This is a genomic window from Streptomyces sp. G7(2002), from assembly GCF_028870195.1.
GTDB classification, from domain to species: domain Bacteria; phylum Actinomycetota; class Actinomycetes; order Streptomycetales; family Streptomycetaceae; genus Streptomyces; species Streptomyces nigrescens.
In genome coordinates this window covers 5,215,129-5,234,524 of sequence record NZ_CP102609.1, presented here as the reverse complement: position 1 = coordinate 5,234,524, position 19,396 = coordinate 5,215,129, and the positions used below count along the sequence as shown (strand labels likewise).

Genomic DNA, 19,396 nt, shown 5'->3' with positions numbered 1-19,396 from the left:
GTGGAGCAGCCGACCGTGAAGTCCACCCGTACCTTCCGCACTCCCACCGCCGCCCGGCCGTACACCGCCCGCCCCCGTCTGCGCGGTGCGGCCGGCGCCGGGGTGGCCGCGGCGCTCGCCCTGGCCGCGCTGTCGGCCGGCACCGCGCACGCCGACGACCACGCGAGCGTGTCGCAGCACCCGACCTCCGCCCGGTCGTCGGCCCCGTCACCCGCACCGACCGACGGCAGCGCGCAGCCCACACCGCCCAGCAGCGCCTCCCCGGAGCCCACCGCACCGCCCAGCTCCCCCGGCGGCCCGCTGCCCTCCGCCAGCCCGACCCACCCGGGACCGCAGCCGAGCGAGGCCTCGCCGCGCCCCAGCACCAAGCCGTCCTCCCCCGGCAAGACCGGCCCCACCCCCGCCAGCGGACAGGGCGGCGACAAGGAACTCGCCCGCACCGGGGCCTCCTCCGCGACCACCATGGCGCTCGGCGGCGTCGCCGCTGCCCTGATCGCCGCGGGTGGCGGCACCGTCTACGCGGTCCGCCGCCGCCGCGGCTGAGCCGCTCCCCCACCGCTCGCCCGAGGAAGCGATGGAGTACTCCGCCGCCCCGCACCACGCCCCGGTACGGTTCGCCCTGCCGGGGCTCCGGCCTGCCCTGTGGCGGTGGCTGCTGCGCACCGTCCGCCCGGCAGCCGCCCACCGTGAGACGCCGCGCACCGGCCACCCGCCCCGACCCGCCGCCTACGGTCAACCGGCGGGCTCTGGGCCCCGGTTGCCGGACGGCGAGGGCGCCGCGCCGCCCGATCCCCCGCCCACGATCAGCGAGCTGTACCACGCGCACCGGCTGACCATGGTCCGGCTGGCCGTCCTGCTCGTCGACGACCGCGCCACCGCGGAGGACGTCGTCCAGGACGCCTTCGCCGCGCTCTACAAACGGCACGGCGAACAGCTCGACGAGGTCGACAACGCGCTCGCCTATCTGCGCACCGCGGTGGTCAACGCCGCACGCTCGGTGCTGCGACGCCGGCGGACCGCGCGTGCGTACACCCCGCCGTACGAGGCGGACGCACCGTCCGCCGAGGAGCGGATCGTGCTGGACGAGGAGCACCGGGAGGTGTTCGCCGCGCTGAGCGGACTGACCGCCCGCCGCCGGGAGGTGCTCGTGCTGCGCTACTGGGGCGATCTGACGGAGGCGCAGATCGCGACGACACTGGGCATCAGCCGCGGCGCGGTGAAGTCCCTCGCCAGCCGCGCCCTGGACTCGCTGGAGAAGATCTTGGAGGCGCGGTCATGAACGGCCTCGGCACGGGTATCGGCCGCACCGGAGACGGCCCGGGAGGCGGTGGGGACGGCATCGGGCCCGGACCCGATGCCGGCAGCGTGGCCGAACGCCCCGTGGAGGACCGGCTGCGACGGGCCTTCACCGCCCGCGCCGAGAACATCGGCATCCGGGATCTGCGGCCCGCCGCGCCCCCGGGGCCCGCCCTGCGCCGCGGCCGTCTGCTGCTTGCTCCGCGGCACCCCTGGCTGCGCCGTTTCGGGCTGCCGCTGGCCGCGGCCGCCGCGGCCGCCGCCGTCGCGCTCGGCTATCTGGCGACCGCCTCCGACGGCCCGCCGGACCGGCCACAGCCCGCGCGGCCGCCGCACTCCGTCACCCCGTCACCGGACTCGACGCCCACGGGACCGGCCCCCACTCCGTCGCGGAGCGAGCCGTCGGCGGGCGGCGGGCGCAGCGCCACACCCTCCGGTTCGCCGCCCCCCGCCACCGGCTCGGCACGCCCGCCGCGGAGCCTCCCCACGGAGCCCTCCACGGCCCGGCCGTCGGGCCGGCCGGACGGCAGTCCCTCCGGCACCGCCCCGCCGTCCTCCGCGGCCCCGTCCGCCACCACCCCCGCACCCCAAGGCGGCGACAAGAGCAACTCGCCTACAACATCGCCGAGTTGAGGATGTTACGGACGGTCGTCACCGGCCCCGGGGACACCGGCGCGGGCCCGCCGACCCCGCACCCCGAGCGCCACCACCAGCAGCGTCCCGCCCGCGCACAGCAGCGCGAACAGATCGCCGGTCCGGCTGTAGAGGGTGTCCGTCCGCGGCCGCACCGGCATCTCGGAGACCAGCGTCTGCCGGTCCGCGGTGAAGTAGTCGGCCATGCCCCGGATGCGGCCCTGGTGGTCCACCGCGGTGGCGACGCCGTGCACGGACTGCCGGACCATGGCGTAGCCGTACTCGACGGACCGGAAGACGGCCCGCTGCGCGTGCAGCGACTCGAACCCCGCCCAGTCGTTGGCGGGCACCATGATCAGGGCGGTGTCCCGGTCCGCCGCCTGCCGCATCAGCCCGGGGAAGTCGGCGTCGTAACAGATCACCGTGGCCAGCCGCCCGTACGGCGAGCCGGTGACGGGTACCGCCCCCTTGCCGGGCGTCATCGGCTCCATCGGGGTGGGGTGCGTCTTGTCGTAGGTCCAGGCGACCTTCCCCTCCGGTGTCACCAGGGCGGCGACATTGCGCACGTAGGGCGGCCGCGGCGTGTAGAGGGCGAAGGCGGTGTTGACGTAGACCTGACGCTTGCGGGCGATCTCGGAGACCCGGCCGAGCAGCCTCCGTTGGCCGTCCGCCAACACCCCCGCCTGGGTCTCGGGCCACACCACGATCCGCGCGCCGGCCCGCGCCTCCCGGTCGGTGGCCGCCACCAGATCGTCGGCCACCGGCGCCAGCGCGGCACGGACCCGGCGCGGATCGGCCCGCATCAGGTTCCGCGGCCGCCACAGCTCCTGCCCGGCCGTACGCAGCGCCCGTTCGGTGGCCCGTTCCGCGGCGCGTCCGGCGCTGATGCCCGCGACCCGTACGGTGTCCGTCGTCGGCGCGCAGCACACCAGCCGTACGCCACCGGCGCCCAGCACCAGCGCCAGCACCCCGGCCCACACCAGAGCGCCGCGCCGGATCTCCCGCCACCGGAAACCGCGCCCCCATGCCCAGTGCGCGACCGAGGCCGTCCACGCCACCACGAAGCTGACTCCGTACACCCCGGTGACGGAGGCGAGTTGGACCAGCGGCAGAAAGCCGTGCTGGGTGAAGCCGAGCACCCCGTAGTCGCCGAAGTCGGCCAGCTGCGTGAAGAGGTACTCACCGCAGACCAGCACCACCGGATAGACCAGCGTCGACCACGCCGAGCCGGAGCGCGCCGCGACCAGCCGGTCGGCGGCGAAGGGCAGCGTCTGCACCACGGCGAGCACCGCGAACACCGCCAGGACGGACGGCACGAATACCATCCCCGTCGAGGTCAGCCACACCAACTGGGCGAGGCCCAGCGCATATCCGACGCGCAGCAGTCCGCGGCGGGCCGGCCGCAGCCGGGAGTAGCGCAGCAGAAAGACCGGAAACAGCCAGGCGGCCGGCGCCAGATGCCAGTTGCCGTGCACGGCGAGCACCAGCAGCACGGTGCCCGCGCCCCACAGCCACCGCCCGGCCGGACGGGCCCGCGCCGTCCGCTCCCCCCGTTCCGGCCCCCTTCCCCTGGCCTCCCCCTTCCCCTCTCCCTCTCTCCTGCGCTCCCGTGTCCCGAGCACGCCGCTCTCCTCTCGTCCTCCCCGTACGCATCGCTCGATGCCTACCGGGACGCTAGGAGCGGCGGCTCCCCCGTCGCCGCTGCCGTTCGGCAGGAACGACCCCCGACTTTCGTCCAGTTCCGGGAGCGGCGGGCCGCGGGACAGGGCGCGTTAGCCAGGCGTTAGCCGATCGCCAGCACCCGCACCCAAGGTCGTTTACACGCCACCGTCCGGGGAGCACCATGCCCATCACTGTCACCGCCACCACCCGCCGGGCCGCCGTCGCAGCTCTCCTCGCCACCGGCACACTGGCCCTGACCGCCGGCTGCCACGACGGCGTCGGCAACAAAGCCGAAGACGCCGCCACGGCCGTCTCGCCGGCCCCCACCCCGCCCTCCGCGGACGACGGCGGCGACCCGCCCCCCGGCCCGGACGGCCAGATCGCCTGCACCCCCGAGATGCTCAGGTTCCATGCCGGCGCGATGCCGCGGCGGGCCCACCGCATGCTGCTGACGGTCACCAACTTCTCCGACCGGCCCTGCACCTTCGCCGCCCAGCCCTACCCCTTGCTGCGGTTCGGCGACGACCGGCAGGCCCCCCTCCCGGCGATCGAGGCCAGCGAACCGCCGGCCGTGGTCTCCCTGCCGCCCAACAGGACCGCCTACGCCCTGATCACCACCTCCGCCGCCGACGGGCCGGACGGCACGCACCACCGGGGCCGGAAGATCTCCCAGTTCGGCGTCGCCCTGACGCCCCGTGCCACCCCCACCCAGGTCGGTCTGGACGGCCGCGCCCCGGTCCGGATCGACCCGCGCACGGCCACCGTCACCTACTGGCAGCCGAGCCTGGCGGCCACCTCGAAGTGGTGACGCCCGAACGCGAGGAGCGGCCCGGCGCCCGCCGCGACAGGCCATTCCCTAGGCCGTTCGGGTCGCATCCGGCCATATCCGCCGGACCTCCGCTCCCCAATGATCCAAATTTGCCGCCAATGATCCTTTTGCACTGCTGCGGCATGGCTGCGCCCGGTGCCGCTCGCCCGGTAGGCTTTCCGTGTGATCTTCAAGCGCATCGGAAACGGCCGGCCGTACCCGGACCACGGCCGGGAGAGCACCCGCCAGTGGGCGGACGTCGCCCCGCGCCCGGTACGCCTCGACCAGTTGGTGACGACCAAGCAGCAGCTCGACCTGGAGACGCTGCTCGCCGAGGACTCGACGTTCTACGGCGACCTCTTCGCGCATGTCGTGAAGTGGGAGGGCGACCTCTATCTGGAGGACGGGCTGCACCGCGCGGTACGCGCGGCCCTTCAGCAGCGCCAGGTTCTGCACGCCCGCGTGCTCGAACTGGACTGACGCCCCGGGCCTGTCTGCCCAACAGGCCGGAAATCACCTTTTACCGCCCGGCACCGCCCAACCCACCCTGCCCGAATTGACCCTTTTGGGTTGGGTCTCGCGCCACGCGTTGATCATCTAGTAGGCACGGACCTCCGCCCGCACTACGCTGCGCCCATGAGCATGCTGACGCCCCCAGGCATGGGCGGTAAGAAGTACCGCATCACGGGCGACAGGTATCCGCGGATGCGCCGTCCCCGCCACCGTCGCCGGATCGTTCTTTCCCTCGTCGCCGCCGCCTGCGCCCTCGGTCTGGCCGGCTGGGGGACCCTGCAGCTCATCGACGTCTTCGGCGGCCGGAGCAACACCGCGCACGCCACCCAGGACAAACAGAAGTGCCCGGACGGTGCCGAGGCGGACGCCGCCCAGGCGAAGACCGCGGCCCGCAAGCTGCCCGCGCCCGGCACGCTGACCGTCAATGTCTTCAACGCCACCCCGCGCTCCGGGCTCGCCAAGCGCACCGCCGACGAACTGCAGAAGCGCGGCTTCAAGATCGGCAAGGTGGGCAACGCCCCCGCCGCCTACGACAAGAAGATCAAGGGCGCCGGGATACTGCTCGGCCCCAAGGCGGCGGTCGACGGTCCGCTGAAGGTGCTCGCCACCCAGCTCACCGGCGCCCAGCAGAAGACCGACACCCGCAAGGGCGCCGAGCTCGACCTGATCATCGGCGACGGCTTCAAGGCGCTGGCCACCCAGCAGGCCGCCACCAAGTCCCTGTCCCTGCTGACCCATCCGTCGCCGGCCCCCGTCGATGACGCCAAGTGCTGACCGCACACAAACGGGCCCCGCACCAACCCGTGGTGCAGGGCCCGAACAATGATCAGGTGGAAAGGGCGGGGACCGCTCAGCCGGCGGTGCCGTACATCCGGTCGCCCGCGTCGCCGAGGCCCGGCACGATGTAGCGGGCCTCGTTGAGCCGCTCGTCGACCGCCGCGGTGACCACCGTCACCGGGGTCCCGGCCAGCTCCTTCTCCATGACCTCGACGCCTTCCGGCGCGGCCAGCAGACAGATCGCGGTGACATCGTCCGCACCGCGCTTGATCAGCTCGCGGATCGCCGCGACCAGCGTGCCGCCGGTGGCGAGCATCGGGTCGACGACATACACCTGACGGCCCGAGAGGTCGTCGGGCATCCGCGTGGCGTACGTGTGCGCCTCGTACGTCTCCTCGTTGCGGACCATCCCCATGAAGCCGACCTCGGCGGTGGGCAGCAGCCGGACCATGCCGTCGAGCATGCCCAGACCGGCCCGCAGGATCGGGACGACCAGGGGGCGCGGGTGCGACAGCCGCACACCGGTGGTCGCCGTCACCGGGGTCTCGATGTCGACCTGCTCGGTGCGCACATCGCGGGTGGCCTCGTAGGCGAGCAGGGTGACCAGCTCGTCGGCGAGCCGCCGGAAGGTGGGGGAGTCGGTGCGCTTGTCGCGCAGAGTGGTGAGTTTGTGCGCCACCAGCGGGTGGTCGACGACGTGGATCCGCATGACATCGACAGTAACCGAGCCGGAAGGCCCCGGCGCCCGCCGTGCACCGCCCGGCAGACGGACGCGGCAGCGCGAGGTGGCCGGCATCAAACCACCGAAAGGAGGGAAAGTGGGCACGTACGCCCGATTGGCCGTTCCGTCATCAGGCGAAGAGCTCGCCCGAGGTGGTGTGCGTGTGCCCGACCGTAAGCGGACCGATGACACGAACGACGCCGTCTCCGGCAACCAGGGCCCGTCCCCGGACGCCGGGAACGAAGCGGCGCGCCGACGGCGCCGCGCACAATTTCTGCGGGAACTGCACGAGGCCAAGGAGCTGCGGGACCGCGTCCAGCCGCGCCGCGCACGGGCCGAGCGGATGCGCCAGGCCATGCGGATGCGCACATTCCGCTGGTAGCGGAGCCCTTTGCGCCGGTAGCGGAACACCTTCGCGCCCCCGCTCGCGCTGCGGCACGTGAGCGACATCTCTCACAACCTCCGCACGACGCAGCGCCGAAGACCCCGCGCGAACGCGTTGTTTCTGCCACGATTCCGAAGGGGCGGGACCAACGGCGTGCAGCGCCGCCCCGCCCGGCCCGGCACGCCTATGACCAGTGGGAGAGTCACGGTGTACTTCGCCGCACTGCTCGCGCGCACCGAAGACGGGTGGGAAGCGAGCGATACGGAGCTCGACGATGTGGAGACGCTGAACGATCTGGCCGATCTGGCCCGAGAGGCGGCGGTCGACGACGACACGGTGGTGGCCTTCATCGAGCAGGAGGACGCCTGGTTCGGCGTCATCCGGGTGGACGGCGAGGACGACCCACGGGTCTTCCTCTCCAACGCCGCCATCGCCGCCAGAAGCTCGTACGGCGCGATGCTGACCGATGAGCTGCTCGGCCGCGACGATGACGACGCGACCGACGACCTCGACAGCCTCGACCTGGACGGCACGGAGGACGGCGAACCCGAATCGGACAACAACGTGGAGGACGACGACCCCCTGGAGGCGGTGAACGGCTCGGACGGCCCGCCACACGGCCCGCTCGGCGATGCCGCCCTGCTGGCCGACCTGGGGGTCAGCGAGAAGGAGCTGCTGGCCCTCGACGGTGATGCGCTGAGCACCATCGCGGACTCGCTGGGCTGCACGGAAGTCCTCGAAGCCGTGCGCTGAGCCGGCCCGGCCGGGCTCCTGCCCCGGGGCCTGCCGGCCCCGCCCCGGTCACGTCCCCGACACTGGGGACATGACCGTCCCCCCATCCGCCTCTCTTCCCTCCCCCGCGCCCGACCCGCTGCGCGATCCGTGGATCGCGCCGATGCGGCAGGCGCTGGGCGAGGCCGCCCGCGCCCCCGGGACCGGCGATGTCCCGGTGGGCGCCGTCGTGCTGTCCGCGGACGGCACGGTCCTCGGCACCGGCCACAACGAACGCGAGGCCACCGGCGACCCGACCGCCCACGCCGAGGTCCTCGCGCTGCGGGCGGCGGCTCAAGCGGTAGGAGAATGGCGGCTGACCGGCTGCACGCTCGTCGTCACCCTCGAACCGTGCACGATGTGCGCCGGTGCGATCGTGCTCTCCCGGGTCGACCGGGTCGTCTACGGCGCCCGCGACGCCAAGGCGGGCGCGGCCGGCTCCCTCTGGGACGTCATCCGTGACCGGCGTCTCAACCACCGCCCCGAAGTCATCACCGGCGTCCTCGAAGCCGACTGCGCGGCCCTGCTCACCGCCTTCTTCCGCGAGCGCTGACCGGCCGCCGGCGCCCCCGGCGGCCGCCCTCCGGAATCCGATTTCGGCGCACGGCCACCCTTGGGCTAAGCTCTCTCTCGGTAGCGTGTCCGAGCGGCCGAAGGAGCGCGCCTCGAAAGCGCGTGAGGGGGCAACTCCTCCGTGGGTTCAAATCCCACCGCTACCGCTCAGAGGGCGAAGGCCCCGATCCACACAAGGATCGGGGCCTTCGTCGTGTCCGGGGGCACGACGGCCGACGGCGAAGTGCAGGTCTCGACCGACGAGGTCCACGGATCCACCGGACTGCTGGAGACCTGCGGGCGGTACCGGAACCACCGGGCCCGGTGGGAGCCGTGGAGCGCGCACAGAAAAAACGGCGCGCCCGCCGGGACGGGCGCGCCGCGGGGCCGGGGTGGCCGGCAGGGCGTCTACTGGGCGCTACGCCTGTTGCGCGAGCGGCGGAGGAAACGCACGAGCAGCCAGACCGCCACGACCACCAGCGCCAGGAAGAGGACGAACAGCACGATCAGGACGATGCCGAGCTTCTTGAAGAAGCTGCCCTTCTTCTTCACCTTCTTCTTCCACTTCGACGCCTTGGACTTGGCGACCGTCGAGAAGTGCGGCGCGTGGTACGCACGGTGATGGCGGTACGAGACGGGCTGCGCGGGAGCGGCGGCGAGCCGTACGGAGGCATCGGCGCCCCGGCCCGGCGCGCTCGCGGTGGCCACCGATCGTGCGGTGTCCCCCGTGCTGCGGCCCGCCGCCGCTGCCGGGGCGACGGTCGCGGCCAGCAGACCGGCCAGCAGTGCCAGCACGACGGCCGGCCGTCGCCGCGTCAGGGGCGAGCCGGGGCCGCTCCGGGCCGGCCGGGCGGCTCGGTGGGACGAATCGGGCGCGGGTGAGGCGGAGTTCATGGGCATCCTTCGGTTCCCCCTTGGGACGACGTCCCGCCATTATGTGCCGCCGCCCGGCGCCTGTCGCCGCACACGACGGAGCCCCGCTGCCGGACCGTTTCCTGGTGTCCCCCGTGGTGCCCAGGGGCGGCTCGGCAGCAGGGCTCCTGCTCGGCCGGGGGAGGCGGCGTCAGGGACGGCCGCTTCCCCCGAGGAGGACCGCGCCTCAAGTCCACGCCACCGTCCGGGGACGGTCCTGGCGCGGGCCCCGCAGTGAGGCTTCGGTCCCGGGGCCGTGGATTCCTGCCAGATCCACCGGCCCATCTCTCAGGGTGCCTCCCGGGAGCCGTTCAACAGGCAGCCGAAGGGCCCTCTTTGGTGGGCCTTTGGTCCATAAAGTCCGGATCAGTGCCGGGCGGCGGTGGACCTGCCCCGTAACTGGGCCCGCGACCTCGACTCCCGAGATCGAACACGTGTGGTTACACTCGCCCGACTGCAAATGGGAACTGCAGGCACTGCCGTAGGGGACTGCGTAGGGGAGACGGGACTGATGGCGCAGGCGAAGAAGATCGCGTTGTACATGATCATTGTCTTCGTGCTGTACACGATCATCACCTCCCCGCAGCGGGCCGCCGAAATGGTGCAGATAGGCTTCGAGGGCATCTCGTCCGCCGCTCAGGGCGTCGGCGAGTTCATGACCCAGCTGATCAACTAGGGACCGCCCGCCCCGGCCGGCAGGCCCTGGGGGCCGCCCGGCGACCGGGCCGGCCCACGGTCGGCCGGCGCCCCAGCCCCGGCCCAGCCGCCCGACGACCGGACCGGCTGCGCCCCGCCCGCCGCACGGAGGCTCCCGTGATCCGCCACCTGGTCCTGTTCAAGCTCAACGAAGGTGTCTCCCGCGACGAGGAGCGGGTGCAGGCCGGCGTCCGCGCGTTCGCGGCGCTGGAGGGCGAGATTCCGGAGCTGGCGTTCTGGGAGTGCGCCTGGAACATCACCGACCGCCCGATCGCCTACGACTTCGCGATCAACTCGGCCGTGGCCGACCAGGACGCCCTCAAGCGCTATATCGAGCACCCGGCCCACCAGGCGGCCGCTGCCCAGTGGCGCGAATTCGCCACCTGGGTGATCGCCGACTACGCATTCTGAGCCGCGGCGCACCCCCGGCCCGCCCCGCCGAGCCCCTCGCCCCTCGTGGGCGGGGGGCTTTGTCGTACCCCGGGGCCCACCGCCGCCCCACCGCCCGCACAGCACCCCACACCCACTCAACTCTCTGTTCAACACGGCGTTATGGGGTGCTTGCACACAGTGCACATGTCTTGTGATGCTATGACCGCTTTTGCCGGATACATGCACTGTGAAGGGTGGCGTGACCGTGACGGCCCGTACTGCGCCCAAGGCTCCATCCCGCGAGAGCCGAAGCGCGGACACGCGGGCGCTCACGCAGGTGCTGTTCGCGGAACTGACGGACCTCGAACCCGGTACGCCGGAGCACACGCGGGTCCGCGCCGCACTGATCGAGGCCAATCTGCCGCTGGTCCGCTACGCCGCGGCGCGTTTCCGCAGCCGCAATGAGCCGATGGAGGACGTCATCCAGGTCGGCACCATCGGCCTGATCAATGCGATCGACCGGTTCGATCCGGACCGGGGCGTCCAGTTCCCCACCTTCGCGATGCCCACTGTCGTCGGCGAGATCAAACGCTACTTTCGAGACAATGTCCGCACGGTCCATGTGCCCCGCCGGCTCCACGAGCTGTGGGTCCAGGTCAACGGCGCGACCGAGGACCTGACGGTGCTGCACGGCCGCTCCCCCACCACCGCCGAGATCGCCGAGCGGCTGAAGATCGGCGAGGACGAGGTGCTGGCCTGCCTGGAGGCGGGCCGCTCGTATCACGCCACCTCACTGGAGGCCGCACAGGAGGGCGACGGTCTGCCCGGCCTGCTCGACCGCCTCGGATACGAGGACCCGGAGCTGGCCGGCGTCGAGCACCGCGACCTCGTACGGCACCTCCTCGTCCAGCTGCCCGAGCGCGAGCAGCGGATCCTTCTGCTGCGTTACTACAGCAATCTGACGCAGTCACAGATCAGTGCGGAACTAGGGGTGTCGCAGATGCATGTCTCGCGGCTACTGTCGCGGAGCTTCGCCCGGCTGCGATCCGCAAACAGGATCGACGCATAGCCGGGACGGGCGACCCGATCCTGCACAGATATGTCGACATGGCGCTACAGCGTGTTGCCGACATGTGACATTCTGCAGGAACCGCGTTTGCCGCGGCGCTGCCTCCGGTATTCAGGTGGAGGCATAACTCCTCGGTCCACCCCGGTCCGAGGACGCCGCAGCGACCCGACCGCGACCTCAAGGGGGTGGCATGTCCGTAGAACTGGGCAGCTCGAAGGTGCTTCCCGCGATTCCCGCGCCCGCACCGCACGTGCATGACGACGACGCCATCAATACCCGCACGCTCTCCCGCTCCCTGTTCCTGCGGCTGGCCTCGCTCGACAAGGACTGCGCGGAGCGTACGTACGTACGCGACACACTCATCGAGCTGAACCTCCCGCTCGTCCGCTATGCGGCCGCCCGATTCCGCAGCCGCAACGAGCCGATGGAGGACATCGTCCAGGTCGGCACCATCGGTCTGATCAAGGCGATCGACCGTTTCGATTGCGAACGCGGCGTGGAATTCCCGACGTTCGCGATGCCTACCGTGGTCGGCGAGATCAAGCGCTTCTTCCGCGACACCTCGTGGTCGGTGCGGGTCCCGCGCCGGCTCCAGGAGCTGCGGCTCGCCCTCACCAAGGCCAGTGACGAGCTCTCCCAGAAGCTGGACCGCTCCCCGACCGTTCCCGAACTGGCCCTGTGCCTGGGGGTGTCGGAGGAGGACGTGGTCGACGGGCTGGCCGTCGGCAACGCCTACACCGCCTCCTCGCTCGACTCCCCCTCCCCCGAGGACGACGGCGGCGAGGGCTCCCTCGCGGACCGCCTAGGCTACGAGGACAGCGCCCTGGAAGGCGTGGAGTACCGCGAGTCGCTCAAGCCGCTGCTGGCCAAACTCCCGGCCCGTGAGCGCCAGATCATCATGCTGCGCTTCTTCGCCAACATGACGCAGTCCCAGATCGGCGAGGAGGTCGGCATCTCCCAGATGCATGTCTCCCGGTTGCTCACCCGCACCCTGGCGCAGCTGCGCGAGGGCCTCATCTCCGACTGAGGAACGGTCCGCCGAGGGGCTGTACGACGCTTCGTGCCGCTCGGCGGACAGTTGCAAGAGGAGCAGGAGGAAAGCGGGGACGTCGCACAGGAGATGCGCGTCCCAGCTGCCCGGAGGGCCTGTGCGGGCCTGTGCGGGCCGTCCGCGGCTCGTGTGCCCCGTCCGCGGTTCCGCAGCCCCGCCTCCTCGCGGCATCAGCGGGGTGCCGCCGCACCGCCGACATTGCGGATCATGCGCTGGAGAACGGTCAGCGCGGCGGCGTACTCCTCGTCCGTGATGCCCTCGTGAATCTCTGAACGCAGCCCGTCGACCAGGGACTTGATACGGACCTTGGCCGCCCGCCCGTCGTCCGTGAGCGTCAGCCGGCCGGCGCCGTCGGCGATGAGCCAGCCCCGGTGGAGAAGGCTGTCGACCGCGTGCCCCATCGCGTCCGGCCCCAGCTCGCCGAGGTACGCGTCCAGCCGGGCACAGACTTCCACACGGGTGAGACCCCGCTCGGCGCCGTCCACATGGCTGAGCGTCCACCACTGCGGCTGGGAGAGGTCCTCCCGGGCCATGGCGCCGCGGATGTGCCGGAGCAGCGCCTGGGCCGCGGCCCAGGTCCAGTAGGCGATGGGCTGGGCGGCGAGAGCGGTGACATCGAGGCGTGTGTGATCCGTCGTCATACGGGCCGACGCTAGAAGCTCGACCGAAGTTGAGGTCAAGGGCCCGTCGCCGTGGCGCTCGCACCGGGGTCACCATCCGGCCATACCCGAGCCGGGCGTCCGGCCACCCTGTACACCTGACGCACCGTCAGCAACACTGGCCCGATGCGACGGACGACGACTGTTGCCTCCGCCTCCGCGGCCGTGCTGTGCCTGGGTGTCCTGCTGACCGGTTGCGGGAGCGCGGCCGGCACCGGCCATGCCGCGGTGGGCGCGGCAGGCCCCGCCGACGGCCGGGTGCCGAACCGGGCCGTACCGCCCGAGGACGGCGTCGAGCTGACGCCGCTGGACGGCGACGGGGGCCATGGGCGGCACGGAAGCGGCGGCAGCGACAGCAGTGACGGCGGCAGGAGGACCGGCCGGGCCGGTGCGGAGGCGTCCGACGGCTCCGGCAAGGGAGCTGCGGCCGACGGCGCACGCCCCCCGGGCGCATCCGGTACCCGACCTGGCCCCTCCACTCCTCCCACGGGCACGCGCCCCGGCCACGGCGGCGGCACCACACCCCCGTCGTCACCCGGCTCGCCCAACTCCCCCTCGCGCCCCGGCGATCCCTCCCCGCCGCACGGCTCCCCCGCCCCCGAACCGCCCTCCCCCACCCTTCCGGCCGGCCCGGACGCCCCCGACGGCCTGCTGATCGGCATGCCCGGCCGGTCCGGCACCGACGTCCGCTGGTGCGAGCGGGTCACCCTCGACTTGCTGCACACCGGCGACCGGCCCGTCACCGCCGGCACGGTCACCTTCGGGACCCACATCATCGGCGCCCTCGGCATCGACTGGGCCACGGTCACCTCCACCCACAAGCTTCCGCTGCCGCTCGCCCCGGGGAGGAAGAAGACGGCCAGCTGGCGGGTGTGCGTGGACGGCTGGCGGGTGCCGGCTGGCATGCACATCGACACCAAGGACGTGACCTTCACCTGGAAGTGAGGCCGCCGGGGAGGCCGCCGCCCCCCGGGCCGGTCCGTTCCGTTCTCCCCCGTCGGCCCGCGAAACCACGTCCCTGGATAGCGATGACTTCCGAGCGGTGCGACGGTCTATAGAGGCACAGACGCAGCCACCGGCCGCGACCCCGTCTCAGGGAGAAGACCATGCCCAAGATCACCCCCAACCTCTGGTTCGACACCCAGGGCAAGGAAGCCGCCGAGTTCTACTGCTCGGTGTTCCCGAACTCGAAGATCAAGACCGTCACCTATTACAACGAGGCGGGCCCGCGGCCGGCCGGCACCGTGCTGACGGTGGAATTCGAGCTCGACGGCCAGGAGTACCTCGCCCTCAACGGCGGTCCGGAGTTCACCTTCAGCGAGGCGATCTCGTTGATGATCGACTGCGCCGACCAGGACGAGATCGACTACTACTGGGCCAAGCTCTCCGAGGGCGGCGAGGAGGGCCCCTGCGGCTGGCTGAAGGACAAGTACGGGCTGTCCTGGCAGGTGGCGCCCGGCGGCATGGCGGAGATGCTCAACGACCCGGACCAGGAGCGCGCGGCCCGCGCCATGAAGGCCATGTTCGGCATGAAGAAGATCGATATCGCCGCACTCCAGGCCGCGGCCGACCAGGCCTAGGCTCCAGGCCGCTGCCGACCAGGCCCGGGCGGCCACTTTCCGGCGACTGCCCGCGTCACGGGGCCCCGGGCCCACCCCTGGTCCGGGGCTCAGCGCCGCACCCCGGGCCCGGCTCGTCCCCCCGCCCCGCCCCGTCCCCGGGCCGCGGCCTCAGGACCGGCTGGGGTTCCGTCCGGTCCGTAGGGGGCGCGGGGCGGGGCTGTGCCGTATGTCCACCTCGCGCAGGGCCCGGGTGGCCGCGTCCACGGATGTGGCGGAGGCCTCGGCGAAGACGGCCTCGTGTGCGTCGGCGTTGGCGCGGACGGCCCGCTCGGCGGTCCGCACCCCCTCCGGGGTCAGGCTGATCATGGTGCTCCGGCCGTCGTCCGGTGAGGGCTCGCGGCGGACGAGGCCGCGGCCGGCGAGGTGGTTGACGACGTTGCTGATGCCGCCGGAGGAGAGCAGCAGGGAGCGGGCCAGTTCGTTCGGCTTCATACGGTACGGCTCACCCGCCCGGCGCAGAGCGACCAGGATGTCGAACTCGGCGACGGTCAGCCCGAGTTCGGGCAGCACCCCGCGGGTGGCCTGGTCCAGGGCGCGGGCGAGCTGGGCTATGCGCTTCGAGAGTTCCGTCGTCGGGCGGAGCACGTCCGGCAGCTCGGTGTGCCAGGCGTCCATCAGCGCGTCGACGGGGTCAGGGCGCGGTCCGGGTGGTGCGGTCACGTCGGCAGGATAGATCAGCACCATGATAGCTTTCTATAAAGCTTTCTTCCGAACGTGTAGAGGGTGACTTGCCATGGGAATCGAGCGCCACCACTCACCGCGCCTGCTTCTGCGCGGCGGCCTGGTCATCGACACCGCCCCCCACCCCGTCGTCCACCCGCACACCGATGTCCTCATCGAGGAGGGCAGGATCGCCGCCGTGGGCCGCGCGCTGCCCTTCGACCAGGCCGACCCCGGCCTGGAGGTGATCGACGCCCGCAATCTGATCGTGCTGCCCGGCTTCGTCGACACCCACCGGCACCTGTGGCAGGCCGTACTGCGGTCCGCCGCGGTCGACGAGAGCCTCGACAGCTATCTCGGCCGGATCCTCGGCGACCTCTCCGGCCGCTTCACGCCCGCCGATGTGTACACCGGCAACCTCCTCGGCGCGCTGGAGTGCCTGGACTCGGGCGTCACCACCGTGCAGGACTTCTCGCACGTCCAGTACACGCCGGAGCACAGCGCCGCCGCCGTCGAGGCGCTGGAGGAGGCGGGCATCCGCGCCGTCTTCGGCTACGGCTACCCCGTCTTCGACGACACCGCCCGGCAGGCCGACTGGGTGCGGCAGGTCCGCACCCGGTACTTCCCCTCCCGCGACGCGCTGCTCACGATGGCCCTGGCCCCCGTCGGCCCCTCCTTCGCCCCACCGGAGACCGTCCGGGAGGACTGGCTGCTCGCCCGTGAGCTGGGACTGCCCATCGCCGTCCATGTGACCGCCGGCCCGGTGGCGATGCGGCCGATCGCCGCCCTCCAGGAGCAGGGGCTGCTCACCGCCGGCACCCTCTACGTGCACGGCAATTCCCTGCCCGACTCCGAGCTGCGGCTGATCGCCGAGTCCGGCGGTGCGGTGGCGATCACGCCGGCGATCGAGGCCTCGATGCGGTTCGGCGCACCGATGGCGGGACGGCTGCGCCGGGCAGGCATCCCGACCGGCCTGGGCGCGGACGCGGTGACCTCGGCACCGGGCGACATGTTCTCCCAGATGCGCGCCACACTGATGAGCAGCCACTTCGACGGTAACGGCGACGGCGAGTCCGGGAACTCCACGGTCAAGGCGGCCGATGTCCTGCGGATGGCCACCGCGGAGGGCGCCCAGGCCCTCGGCCTCGCCGACGAGGTCGGCTCACTGGGCATCGGCAAACGCGCCGACCTCGTCCTCCTGCGCGCCGACGCACTCAACCTCGCCCCGGTGGCCCACGATCCGATCGGAGCCGTGGTGACCGCCGCCCACCCCGGAAACATCGACACGGTCCTGGTGGACGGCCGCCCGGTCAAGCGCGCGGGCCAGCTGGTCTACGGAGCACTGGGCGGCGTACTGGACACGGCACACCGGTCCGCGGAGCGGCTGGTGGGGGCGGGCTGAGGCCCTGACACTCCGTACGGGAGCCCGGAGCGCCGGGCACCCGTACGGGGATGGCCGGCCGGACGACAAGGCCGGCGCCCCTCGGCCTCGCCGGACGACTCGCGCACCCTTACCCCCTTCCTGATCTGACCCATTTTCGGGCAGAAACGCCTGGTGGAACCCCCTCCAGCAAGCTCCTTCTTCCCCCTCCTACGGTGTTGGATGTACGGCGCACTGGTCATGCCCATGGCCATGTGCGGAGGGGGATCACACACAACGGGGGTCACCAGTGGGTGACATACGGGTGGACACGGCGAAGGTCCGCAGCACCGGCGATGACATGAAGGCGCTGTCGAGCGACACCCAACGGCGCCTGTCACACAGCCTCGACAGCTCGCAAGACGTCTACTTCGACGCCATGTTCTGGAAGTCCGGAAACGCCGTGGAGTCGTGCCGCACCGCCTGGCAGGACCACATGATCGAGCTCGCCAAGAAGATGGGCGAACTGGGGCAGCGGCTGCAGGACTCCGCCGACGGCTACGACGCCGCGGACCAGGAAGCGGTCGCACGGCTGCGGGCCGGCATGCAGGACCTGGGGAGGCACTGAACGTGGTCACCTACGCGGAGCTCATCAGCGCCCACCCCCAGAAGTGGAAGGACGCCGCGGACGACTGGGCGGCGCTGGCGAAGTACGCGCTGAACGCCGCGAACGACGTACGCGAGCAGGGAGCCAAGCCGCTCGCCGACAACTGGGCCGACGAGGTCGGCACGGCGGCGGCCGGCGACTTCGTGAAGCTGGCGGATCAACTGGAGTCGGCGTACGACTTGTTGCTCAGCGTCAAAATGGTCATGGAAGGCATGCACAGCAGCCTGGAAACGGCGATGAGCACCGCATGCCAGATCACCGACCTCTCCCGGGCTCACGACCTTCCCCTCGGCGACGACGGCATGCCGCTGCAATGCCCCGCCCCGAACGCAGGCACGGACACGCAGCAGGCGTACAACGACATCGTCGCGCTGCGCGCACACGCGCTGCGGCAGGCGACGGAAGCGGACGAAAAGACCGCGGCCGAGCTGTACCGACTGGCAGGCATGGTCGGCATCAGCGACCCGGAAAAGGCGCTCAAGGAACAGAACCGCGCCTCGCACGTCGAGATGGACATCCTCGCCGCCGAGATCCCGAAGCCGAACACCGACCCGGCCGCGGTACGTGCCTGGTGGAACGGCCTGAGCGAGAAGCAGCAGTACGACATGATGCGCGCCGAGCCCGTTAAACTCGCGCAGCTGGACGGCATTCCCGAGAGCACGAAGCGTGAAATGCGCGGCACGGACGGGAAGTTCGACCGGGTGAAGATGGTGGAGTACGCGCTGGAGAACTGGAACCAAGAGGATCCCGTCGACTTCGGCAACAACTGCACCAATTTCGTGTCCAACGCCCTGGCCCATTCCGGGATGCAGGAGAAGACCTCCTTCTGGGCGGGAACCCGCGGAGACGACACCTGGATGAAGGGCAACCCGACGGGAATTCCCCTGCCCGGTTTCGAGCAGGTGGACCGCTCTCTCGGGCACTCCAAGACATGGGCCGGTGCCGAGAACCAGAAGAGCTTCATGCTCAAACACGGTGGCGAAGAGGTTGATCGCTCGCAGGCCCGGCCCGGCGACATCATTTACTACGACCAGGCCGGCCCGAACGACGGGCTACAGAAGGGGGCGGCGCACCACGCCGCGATCGTCACCGGGGTGATGCCGGACGGCGAGATCAAGTACACACAGCACAGCGACCCGTATCAGAACGCGAGTTTGCAAGGCCGTCTCCCGGCAGTGGAGAAGGGCGAGGGACAGCAGCGGGTGCGCATCGTGCGCCCACACCCGGATTGGTACTGATGACTGACACCTCCACCAGCACCCGACGCTCCCCACTGCTCGTCCCGCTGTTCGCGCTGCTCGGCGTGGGCGGTCTCACCGCCTACAGCAAGGCTGACGACGCACATGTCGCCGCGGAGTGGGCACACTGCGGGGACCTCCCGCTGACCTGGCAGATCTACCTCAGCGCCTACGGCGCGCTGGCCTGCGGGATACTCGCTCTCGCACTGTTCTGGTGGCTCGCCAGGCGCGCCCGGCGACGCGACACATGGGTGGGCGACAGCTGGCCGGGCAAGCTCGCGATCGCCGCCCTCGTCGTCGATGTCCCGCTGGTGGCACTGCAGTTCTTCGTGGTCTGGTACCTGTACCAGCCGTCGCCCGGGGGACCCATCAGCTGCGTCTGAGAGGGGCTCGCCCCTGATTACGGAACGGTCTTGAGACGGCCCCGGCGATTCGCGCCCGCCGGGGCCGCACCTGGGCGAACCATGGCGTCAGGCGCCCGGTCGCCGCTCCGTCACGAAGGAGCCCATGCCGGGTGCGGTGACGATGAGCCCTTCTTCCCTGAGGGCGGCGGTGACCTTGCGGATGGTCACGCGCGCGACGCCGAATTCCTGCTCCATCCGCACCTCGGAAATGAGCTGGCGCGGAGGGTACGTGCCGTCCGCGATCCGCGCACGGATCACGTCGGCAATCTGCGTCCACTTGGGCCGCGTCGGGTCGTAGTCCATAGAGCTAGGCGTCGTTGGATGAGCCACCGGCCGCCAAATCTTCCGGAAGGCCCTTGGGTGCAATTTCGATCACGGGAACAAGGTAGGCACGCCACACCATGGCACCGTCACGTACCAGCCACGGCGGCCGCGCCGTCACCCCCGGCTCCAATAGGCCGCCGAGCTGATGAACGGGCCGGTGGAGACGACCGCCCAAGAACTCCGCTTCTGTGTCCACAGGCTGTGTGAAGCGCTGCGGGACGCGCTGCGGATCGCGGAGAGCAGG

At 71.5% G+C, this 19,396-nt stretch carries 25 protein-coding genes and 1 tRNA gene; 20 read left to right on the top strand and 6 right to left on the bottom strand.

The annotated features are described in order from the left end of the window. Positions 1-15: 15 nt before the first annotated feature. From NUT86_RS22165 to NUT86_RS22155, 3 genes are read left to right on the top strand one after another with little or no spacing between them, the layout of a single operon-like run. Positions 16-543 carry an LAETG motif-containing sortase-dependent surface protein gene (locus NUT86_RS22165; protein ID WP_274737244.1) on the top strand — a complete coding sequence of 176 codons (528 nt, stop codon included), beginning with the start codon at positions 16-18 and terminating at the stop codon, positions 541-543. A 31-nt stretch (positions 544-574) separates the two neighbouring features. After that, entirely contained in the window at positions 575-1,279 is a 705-nt protein-coding gene (locus NUT86_RS22160; RefSeq protein WP_266440935.1) for an RNA polymerase sigma factor, read from the top strand. Next, positions 1,276-1,929, top strand: a complete 654-nt coding sequence (locus NUT86_RS22155; protein ID WP_274737242.1) for a hypothetical protein — start codon at positions 1,276-1,278, stop codon at positions 1,927-1,929. Before NUT86_RS22160 ends, NUT86_RS22155 begins: the two co-directional genes overlap by 4 nt. Before the next feature lie 5 nt (positions 1,930-1,934). On the opposite strand, the gene NUT86_RS22150 is transcribed toward NUT86_RS22155, so the two are convergent. Further along, the gene (locus tag NUT86_RS22150) at positions 1,935-3,551 is read right to left on the bottom strand and encodes an apolipoprotein N-acyltransferase (protein ID WP_274737240.1); all 1,617 of its coding nucleotides are present in this window, start codon (positions 3,549-3,551) and stop codon (positions 1,935-1,937) included. A 221-nt stretch (positions 3,552-3,772) separates the two neighbouring features. Between NUT86_RS22150 and NUT86_RS22145 the strand changes: the two genes are divergently transcribed. From NUT86_RS22145 to NUT86_RS22135, 3 genes are all read left to right on the top strand, one after another. Beyond that, positions 3,773-4,399 carry a DUF4232 domain-containing protein gene (locus NUT86_RS22145; protein ID WP_274737239.1) on the top strand — a complete coding sequence of 209 codons (627 nt, stop codon included), beginning with the start codon at positions 3,773-3,775 and terminating at the stop codon, positions 4,397-4,399. Between the two features lie 183 nt (positions 4,400-4,582). Next, positions 4,583-4,879, top strand: a complete 297-nt coding sequence (locus NUT86_RS22140) for a type II toxin-antitoxin system VapB family antitoxin (protein WP_006604254.1) — start codon at positions 4,583-4,585, stop codon at positions 4,877-4,879. 156 nt (positions 4,880-5,035) lie between these two features. After that, the gene (locus NUT86_RS22135) at positions 5,036-5,686 is read left to right on the top strand and encodes a LytR C-terminal domain-containing protein (RefSeq protein ID WP_266440947.1); all 651 of its coding nucleotides are present in this window, start codon (positions 5,036-5,038) and stop codon (positions 5,684-5,686) included. 76 nt (positions 5,687-5,762) lie between these two features. Here the strand turns inward: NUT86_RS22135 and upp are convergent, their stop codons facing one another. Continuing rightward, positions 5,763-6,398 (bottom strand): uracil phosphoribosyltransferase, encoded by a 636-nt coding sequence (gene upp, locus NUT86_RS22130; RefSeq protein WP_018089855.1) that lies wholly within the window; start codon positions 6,396-6,398, stop codon positions 5,763-5,765. 175 nt (positions 6,399-6,573) lie between these two features. Here upp and NUT86_RS22125 point away from each other — a divergent pair, with 175 nt between their 5' ends. The 4 genes from NUT86_RS22125 to NUT86_RS22110 all read left to right on the top strand — a co-directional run bounded on the left by NUT86_RS22125 (position 6,574) and on the right by NUT86_RS22110 (position 8,285). Then, positions 6,574-6,792: a hypothetical protein gene (locus tag NUT86_RS22125; protein ID WP_018089854.1), complete on the top strand. Its 219-nt coding sequence runs from the start codon at positions 6,574-6,576 to the stop codon at positions 6,790-6,792. Positions 6,793-7,002: 210 nt separating this feature from the next. Beyond that, positions 7,003-7,548, top strand: coding sequence for a tRNA adenosine deaminase-associated protein (locus NUT86_RS22120; RefSeq protein WP_093641754.1), 546 nt, complete (start codon positions 7,003-7,005; stop codon positions 7,546-7,548). A gap of 70 nt (positions 7,549-7,618) precedes the next feature. Further along, entirely contained in the window at positions 7,619-8,119 is a 501-nt protein-coding gene (gene tadA, locus NUT86_RS22115) for a tRNA adenosine(34) deaminase TadA (RefSeq protein ID WP_148592440.1), read from the top strand. A gap of 79 nt (positions 8,120-8,198) precedes the next feature. Next, positions 8,199-8,285, top strand: a tRNA-Ser gene (locus NUT86_RS22110). A gap of 241 nt (positions 8,286-8,526) precedes the next feature. Here NUT86_RS22110 and NUT86_RS22105 read toward each other — a convergent pair. Beyond that, positions 8,527-9,012, bottom strand: coding sequence for a hypothetical protein (locus NUT86_RS22105; RefSeq protein ID WP_266440957.1), 486 nt, complete (start codon positions 9,010-9,012; stop codon positions 8,527-8,529). A gap of 478 nt (positions 9,013-9,490) precedes the next feature. Between NUT86_RS22105 and NUT86_RS22100 the strand changes: the two genes are divergently transcribed. The 4 genes from NUT86_RS22100 (at position 9,491) to NUT86_RS22085 (ending at position 12,194) form a co-directional block, all read left to right on the top strand. Further along, the gene (locus tag NUT86_RS22100) at positions 9,491-9,706 is read left to right on the top strand and encodes a hypothetical protein (RefSeq protein ID WP_141725595.1); all 216 of its coding nucleotides are present in this window, start codon (positions 9,491-9,493) and stop codon (positions 9,704-9,706) included. 137 nt (positions 9,707-9,843) lie between these two features. Then, a complete protein-coding gene (locus NUT86_RS22095) occupies positions 9,844-10,137 on the top strand; it encodes a Dabb family protein (RefSeq protein WP_018089849.1) in 294 nt (97 codons plus the stop codon). Between the two features lie 220 nt (positions 10,138-10,357). Further along, positions 10,358-11,167: an RNA polymerase sigma factor SigF gene (locus NUT86_RS22090; protein WP_026169670.1), complete on the top strand. Its 810-nt coding sequence runs from the start codon at positions 10,358-10,360 to the stop codon at positions 11,165-11,167. 190 nt (positions 11,168-11,357) lie between these two features. Further along, a complete protein-coding gene (locus NUT86_RS22085; RefSeq protein ID WP_026169669.1) occupies positions 11,358-12,194 on the top strand; it encodes an RNA polymerase sigma factor SigF in 837 nt (278 codons plus the stop codon). Between the two features lie 194 nt (positions 12,195-12,388). On the opposite strand, the gene NUT86_RS22080 is transcribed toward NUT86_RS22085, so the two are convergent. Beyond that, complete coding sequence (locus NUT86_RS22080) at positions 12,389-12,859, bottom strand: MarR family winged helix-turn-helix transcriptional regulator (RefSeq protein WP_159487218.1); 471 nt, start codon at positions 12,857-12,859, stop codon at positions 12,389-12,391. Positions 12,860-13,003: 144 nt separating this feature from the next. On the opposite strand from NUT86_RS22080, the gene NUT86_RS22075 reads away from it, so the two are divergent. Together NUT86_RS22075 and NUT86_RS22070 are read left to right on the top strand one after the other, a co-directional pair. After that, positions 13,004-13,822 carry a hypothetical protein gene (locus tag NUT86_RS22075; protein ID WP_274737231.1) on the top strand — a complete coding sequence of 273 codons (819 nt, stop codon included), beginning with the start codon at positions 13,004-13,006 and terminating at the stop codon, positions 13,820-13,822. Positions 13,823-13,983: 161 nt separating this feature from the next. Beyond that, positions 13,984-14,457 carry a VOC family protein gene (locus tag NUT86_RS22070; RefSeq protein WP_127152175.1) on the top strand — a complete coding sequence of 158 codons (474 nt, stop codon included), beginning with the start codon at positions 13,984-13,986 and terminating at the stop codon, positions 14,455-14,457. 150 nt (positions 14,458-14,607) lie between these two features. On the opposite strand, the gene NUT86_RS22065 is transcribed toward NUT86_RS22070, so the two are convergent. Continuing rightward, the gene (locus tag NUT86_RS22065; RefSeq protein WP_229838096.1) at positions 14,608-15,159 is read right to left on the bottom strand and encodes a MarR family winged helix-turn-helix transcriptional regulator; all 552 of its coding nucleotides are present in this window, start codon (positions 15,157-15,159) and stop codon (positions 14,608-14,610) included. 73 nt (positions 15,160-15,232) lie between these two features. Between NUT86_RS22065 and NUT86_RS22060 the strand changes: the two genes are divergently transcribed. The 4 genes from NUT86_RS22060 to NUT86_RS22045 all read left to right on the top strand — a co-directional run bounded on the left by NUT86_RS22060 (position 15,233) and on the right by NUT86_RS22045 (position 18,807). Next, complete coding sequence (locus tag NUT86_RS22060) at positions 15,233-16,561, top strand: amidohydrolase family protein (protein WP_274737228.1); 1,329 nt, start codon at positions 15,233-15,235, stop codon at positions 16,559-16,561. 268 nt (positions 16,562-16,829) lie between these two features. Further along, the gene (locus NUT86_RS22055; RefSeq protein WP_159487222.1) at positions 16,830-17,147 is read left to right on the top strand and encodes a WXG100 family type VII secretion target; all 318 of its coding nucleotides are present in this window, start codon (positions 16,830-16,832) and stop codon (positions 17,145-17,147) included. A gap of 2 nt (positions 17,148-17,149) precedes the next feature. Then, the gene (locus tag NUT86_RS22050; protein WP_274737227.1) at positions 17,150-18,424 is read left to right on the top strand and encodes an amidase domain-containing protein; all 1,275 of its coding nucleotides are present in this window, start codon (positions 17,150-17,152) and stop codon (positions 18,422-18,424) included. Next, on the top strand, positions 18,424-18,807 hold the full coding sequence (locus NUT86_RS22045) for a hypothetical protein (protein WP_266440976.1): 384 nt from the start codon (positions 18,424-18,426) through the stop codon (positions 18,805-18,807). The genes NUT86_RS22050 and NUT86_RS22045 overlap by 1 nt, the downstream gene beginning before the upstream one ends. Before the next feature lie 87 nt (positions 18,808-18,894). Here the strand turns inward: NUT86_RS22045 and NUT86_RS22040 are convergent, their stop codons facing one another. Beyond that, entirely contained in the window at positions 18,895-19,131 is a 237-nt protein-coding gene (locus NUT86_RS22040; protein ID WP_274737226.1) for a GntR family transcriptional regulator, read from the bottom strand. Positions 19,132-19,396 lie beyond the last annotated feature (265 nt).

Coding starts and splice junctions, on each gene's coding strand:
- NUT86_RS22160 (WP_266440935.1), top strand. CDS start 575: ATGGAGTACTCCGCCGCCCCGCACCACGCCCCGGTACGGTTCGCCCTG.
- NUT86_RS22155 (WP_274737242.1), top strand. CDS start 1,276: ATGAACGGCCTCGGCACGGGTATCGGCCGCACCGGAGACGGCCCGGGA.
- NUT86_RS22145 (WP_274737239.1), top strand. CDS start 3,773: ATGCCCATCACTGTCACCGCCACCACCCGCCGGGCCGCCGTCGCAGCT.
- NUT86_RS22135 (WP_266440947.1), top strand. CDS start 5,036: ATGAGCATGCTGACGCCCCCAGGCATGGGCGGTAAGAAGTACCGCATC.
- upp (WP_018089855.1), bottom strand. CDS start 6,398: ATGCGGATCCACGTCGTCGACCACCCGCTGGTGGCGCACAAACTCACC.
- tadA (WP_148592440.1), top strand. CDS start 7,619: ATGACCGTCCCCCCATCCGCCTCTCTTCCCTCCCCCGCGCCCGACCCG.
- NUT86_RS22105 (WP_266440957.1), bottom strand. CDS start 9,012: ATGAACTCCGCCTCACCCGCGCCCGATTCGTCCCACCGAGCCGCCCGG.
- NUT86_RS22100 (WP_141725595.1), top strand. CDS start 9,491: ATGGGAACTGCAGGCACTGCCGTAGGGGACTGCGTAGGGGAGACGGGA.
- NUT86_RS22085 (WP_026169669.1), top strand. CDS start 11,358: ATGTCCGTAGAACTGGGCAGCTCGAAGGTGCTTCCCGCGATTCCCGCG.
- NUT86_RS22080 (WP_159487218.1), bottom strand. CDS start 12,859: ATGACGACGGATCACACACGCCTCGATGTCACCGCTCTCGCCGCCCAG.
- NUT86_RS22075 (WP_274737231.1), top strand. CDS start 13,004: ATGCGACGGACGACGACTGTTGCCTCCGCCTCCGCGGCCGTGCTGTGC.
- NUT86_RS22070 (WP_127152175.1), top strand. CDS start 13,984: ATGCCCAAGATCACCCCCAACCTCTGGTTCGACACCCAGGGCAAGGAA.
- NUT86_RS22060 (WP_274737228.1), top strand. CDS start 15,233: ATGGGAATCGAGCGCCACCACTCACCGCGCCTGCTTCTGCGCGGCGGC.
- NUT86_RS22045 (WP_266440976.1), top strand. CDS start 18,424: ATGACTGACACCTCCACCAGCACCCGACGCTCCCCACTGCTCGTCCCG.
- NUT86_RS22040 (WP_274737226.1), bottom strand. CDS start 19,131: ATGGACTACGACCCGACGCGGCCCAAGTGGACGCAGATTGCCGACGTG.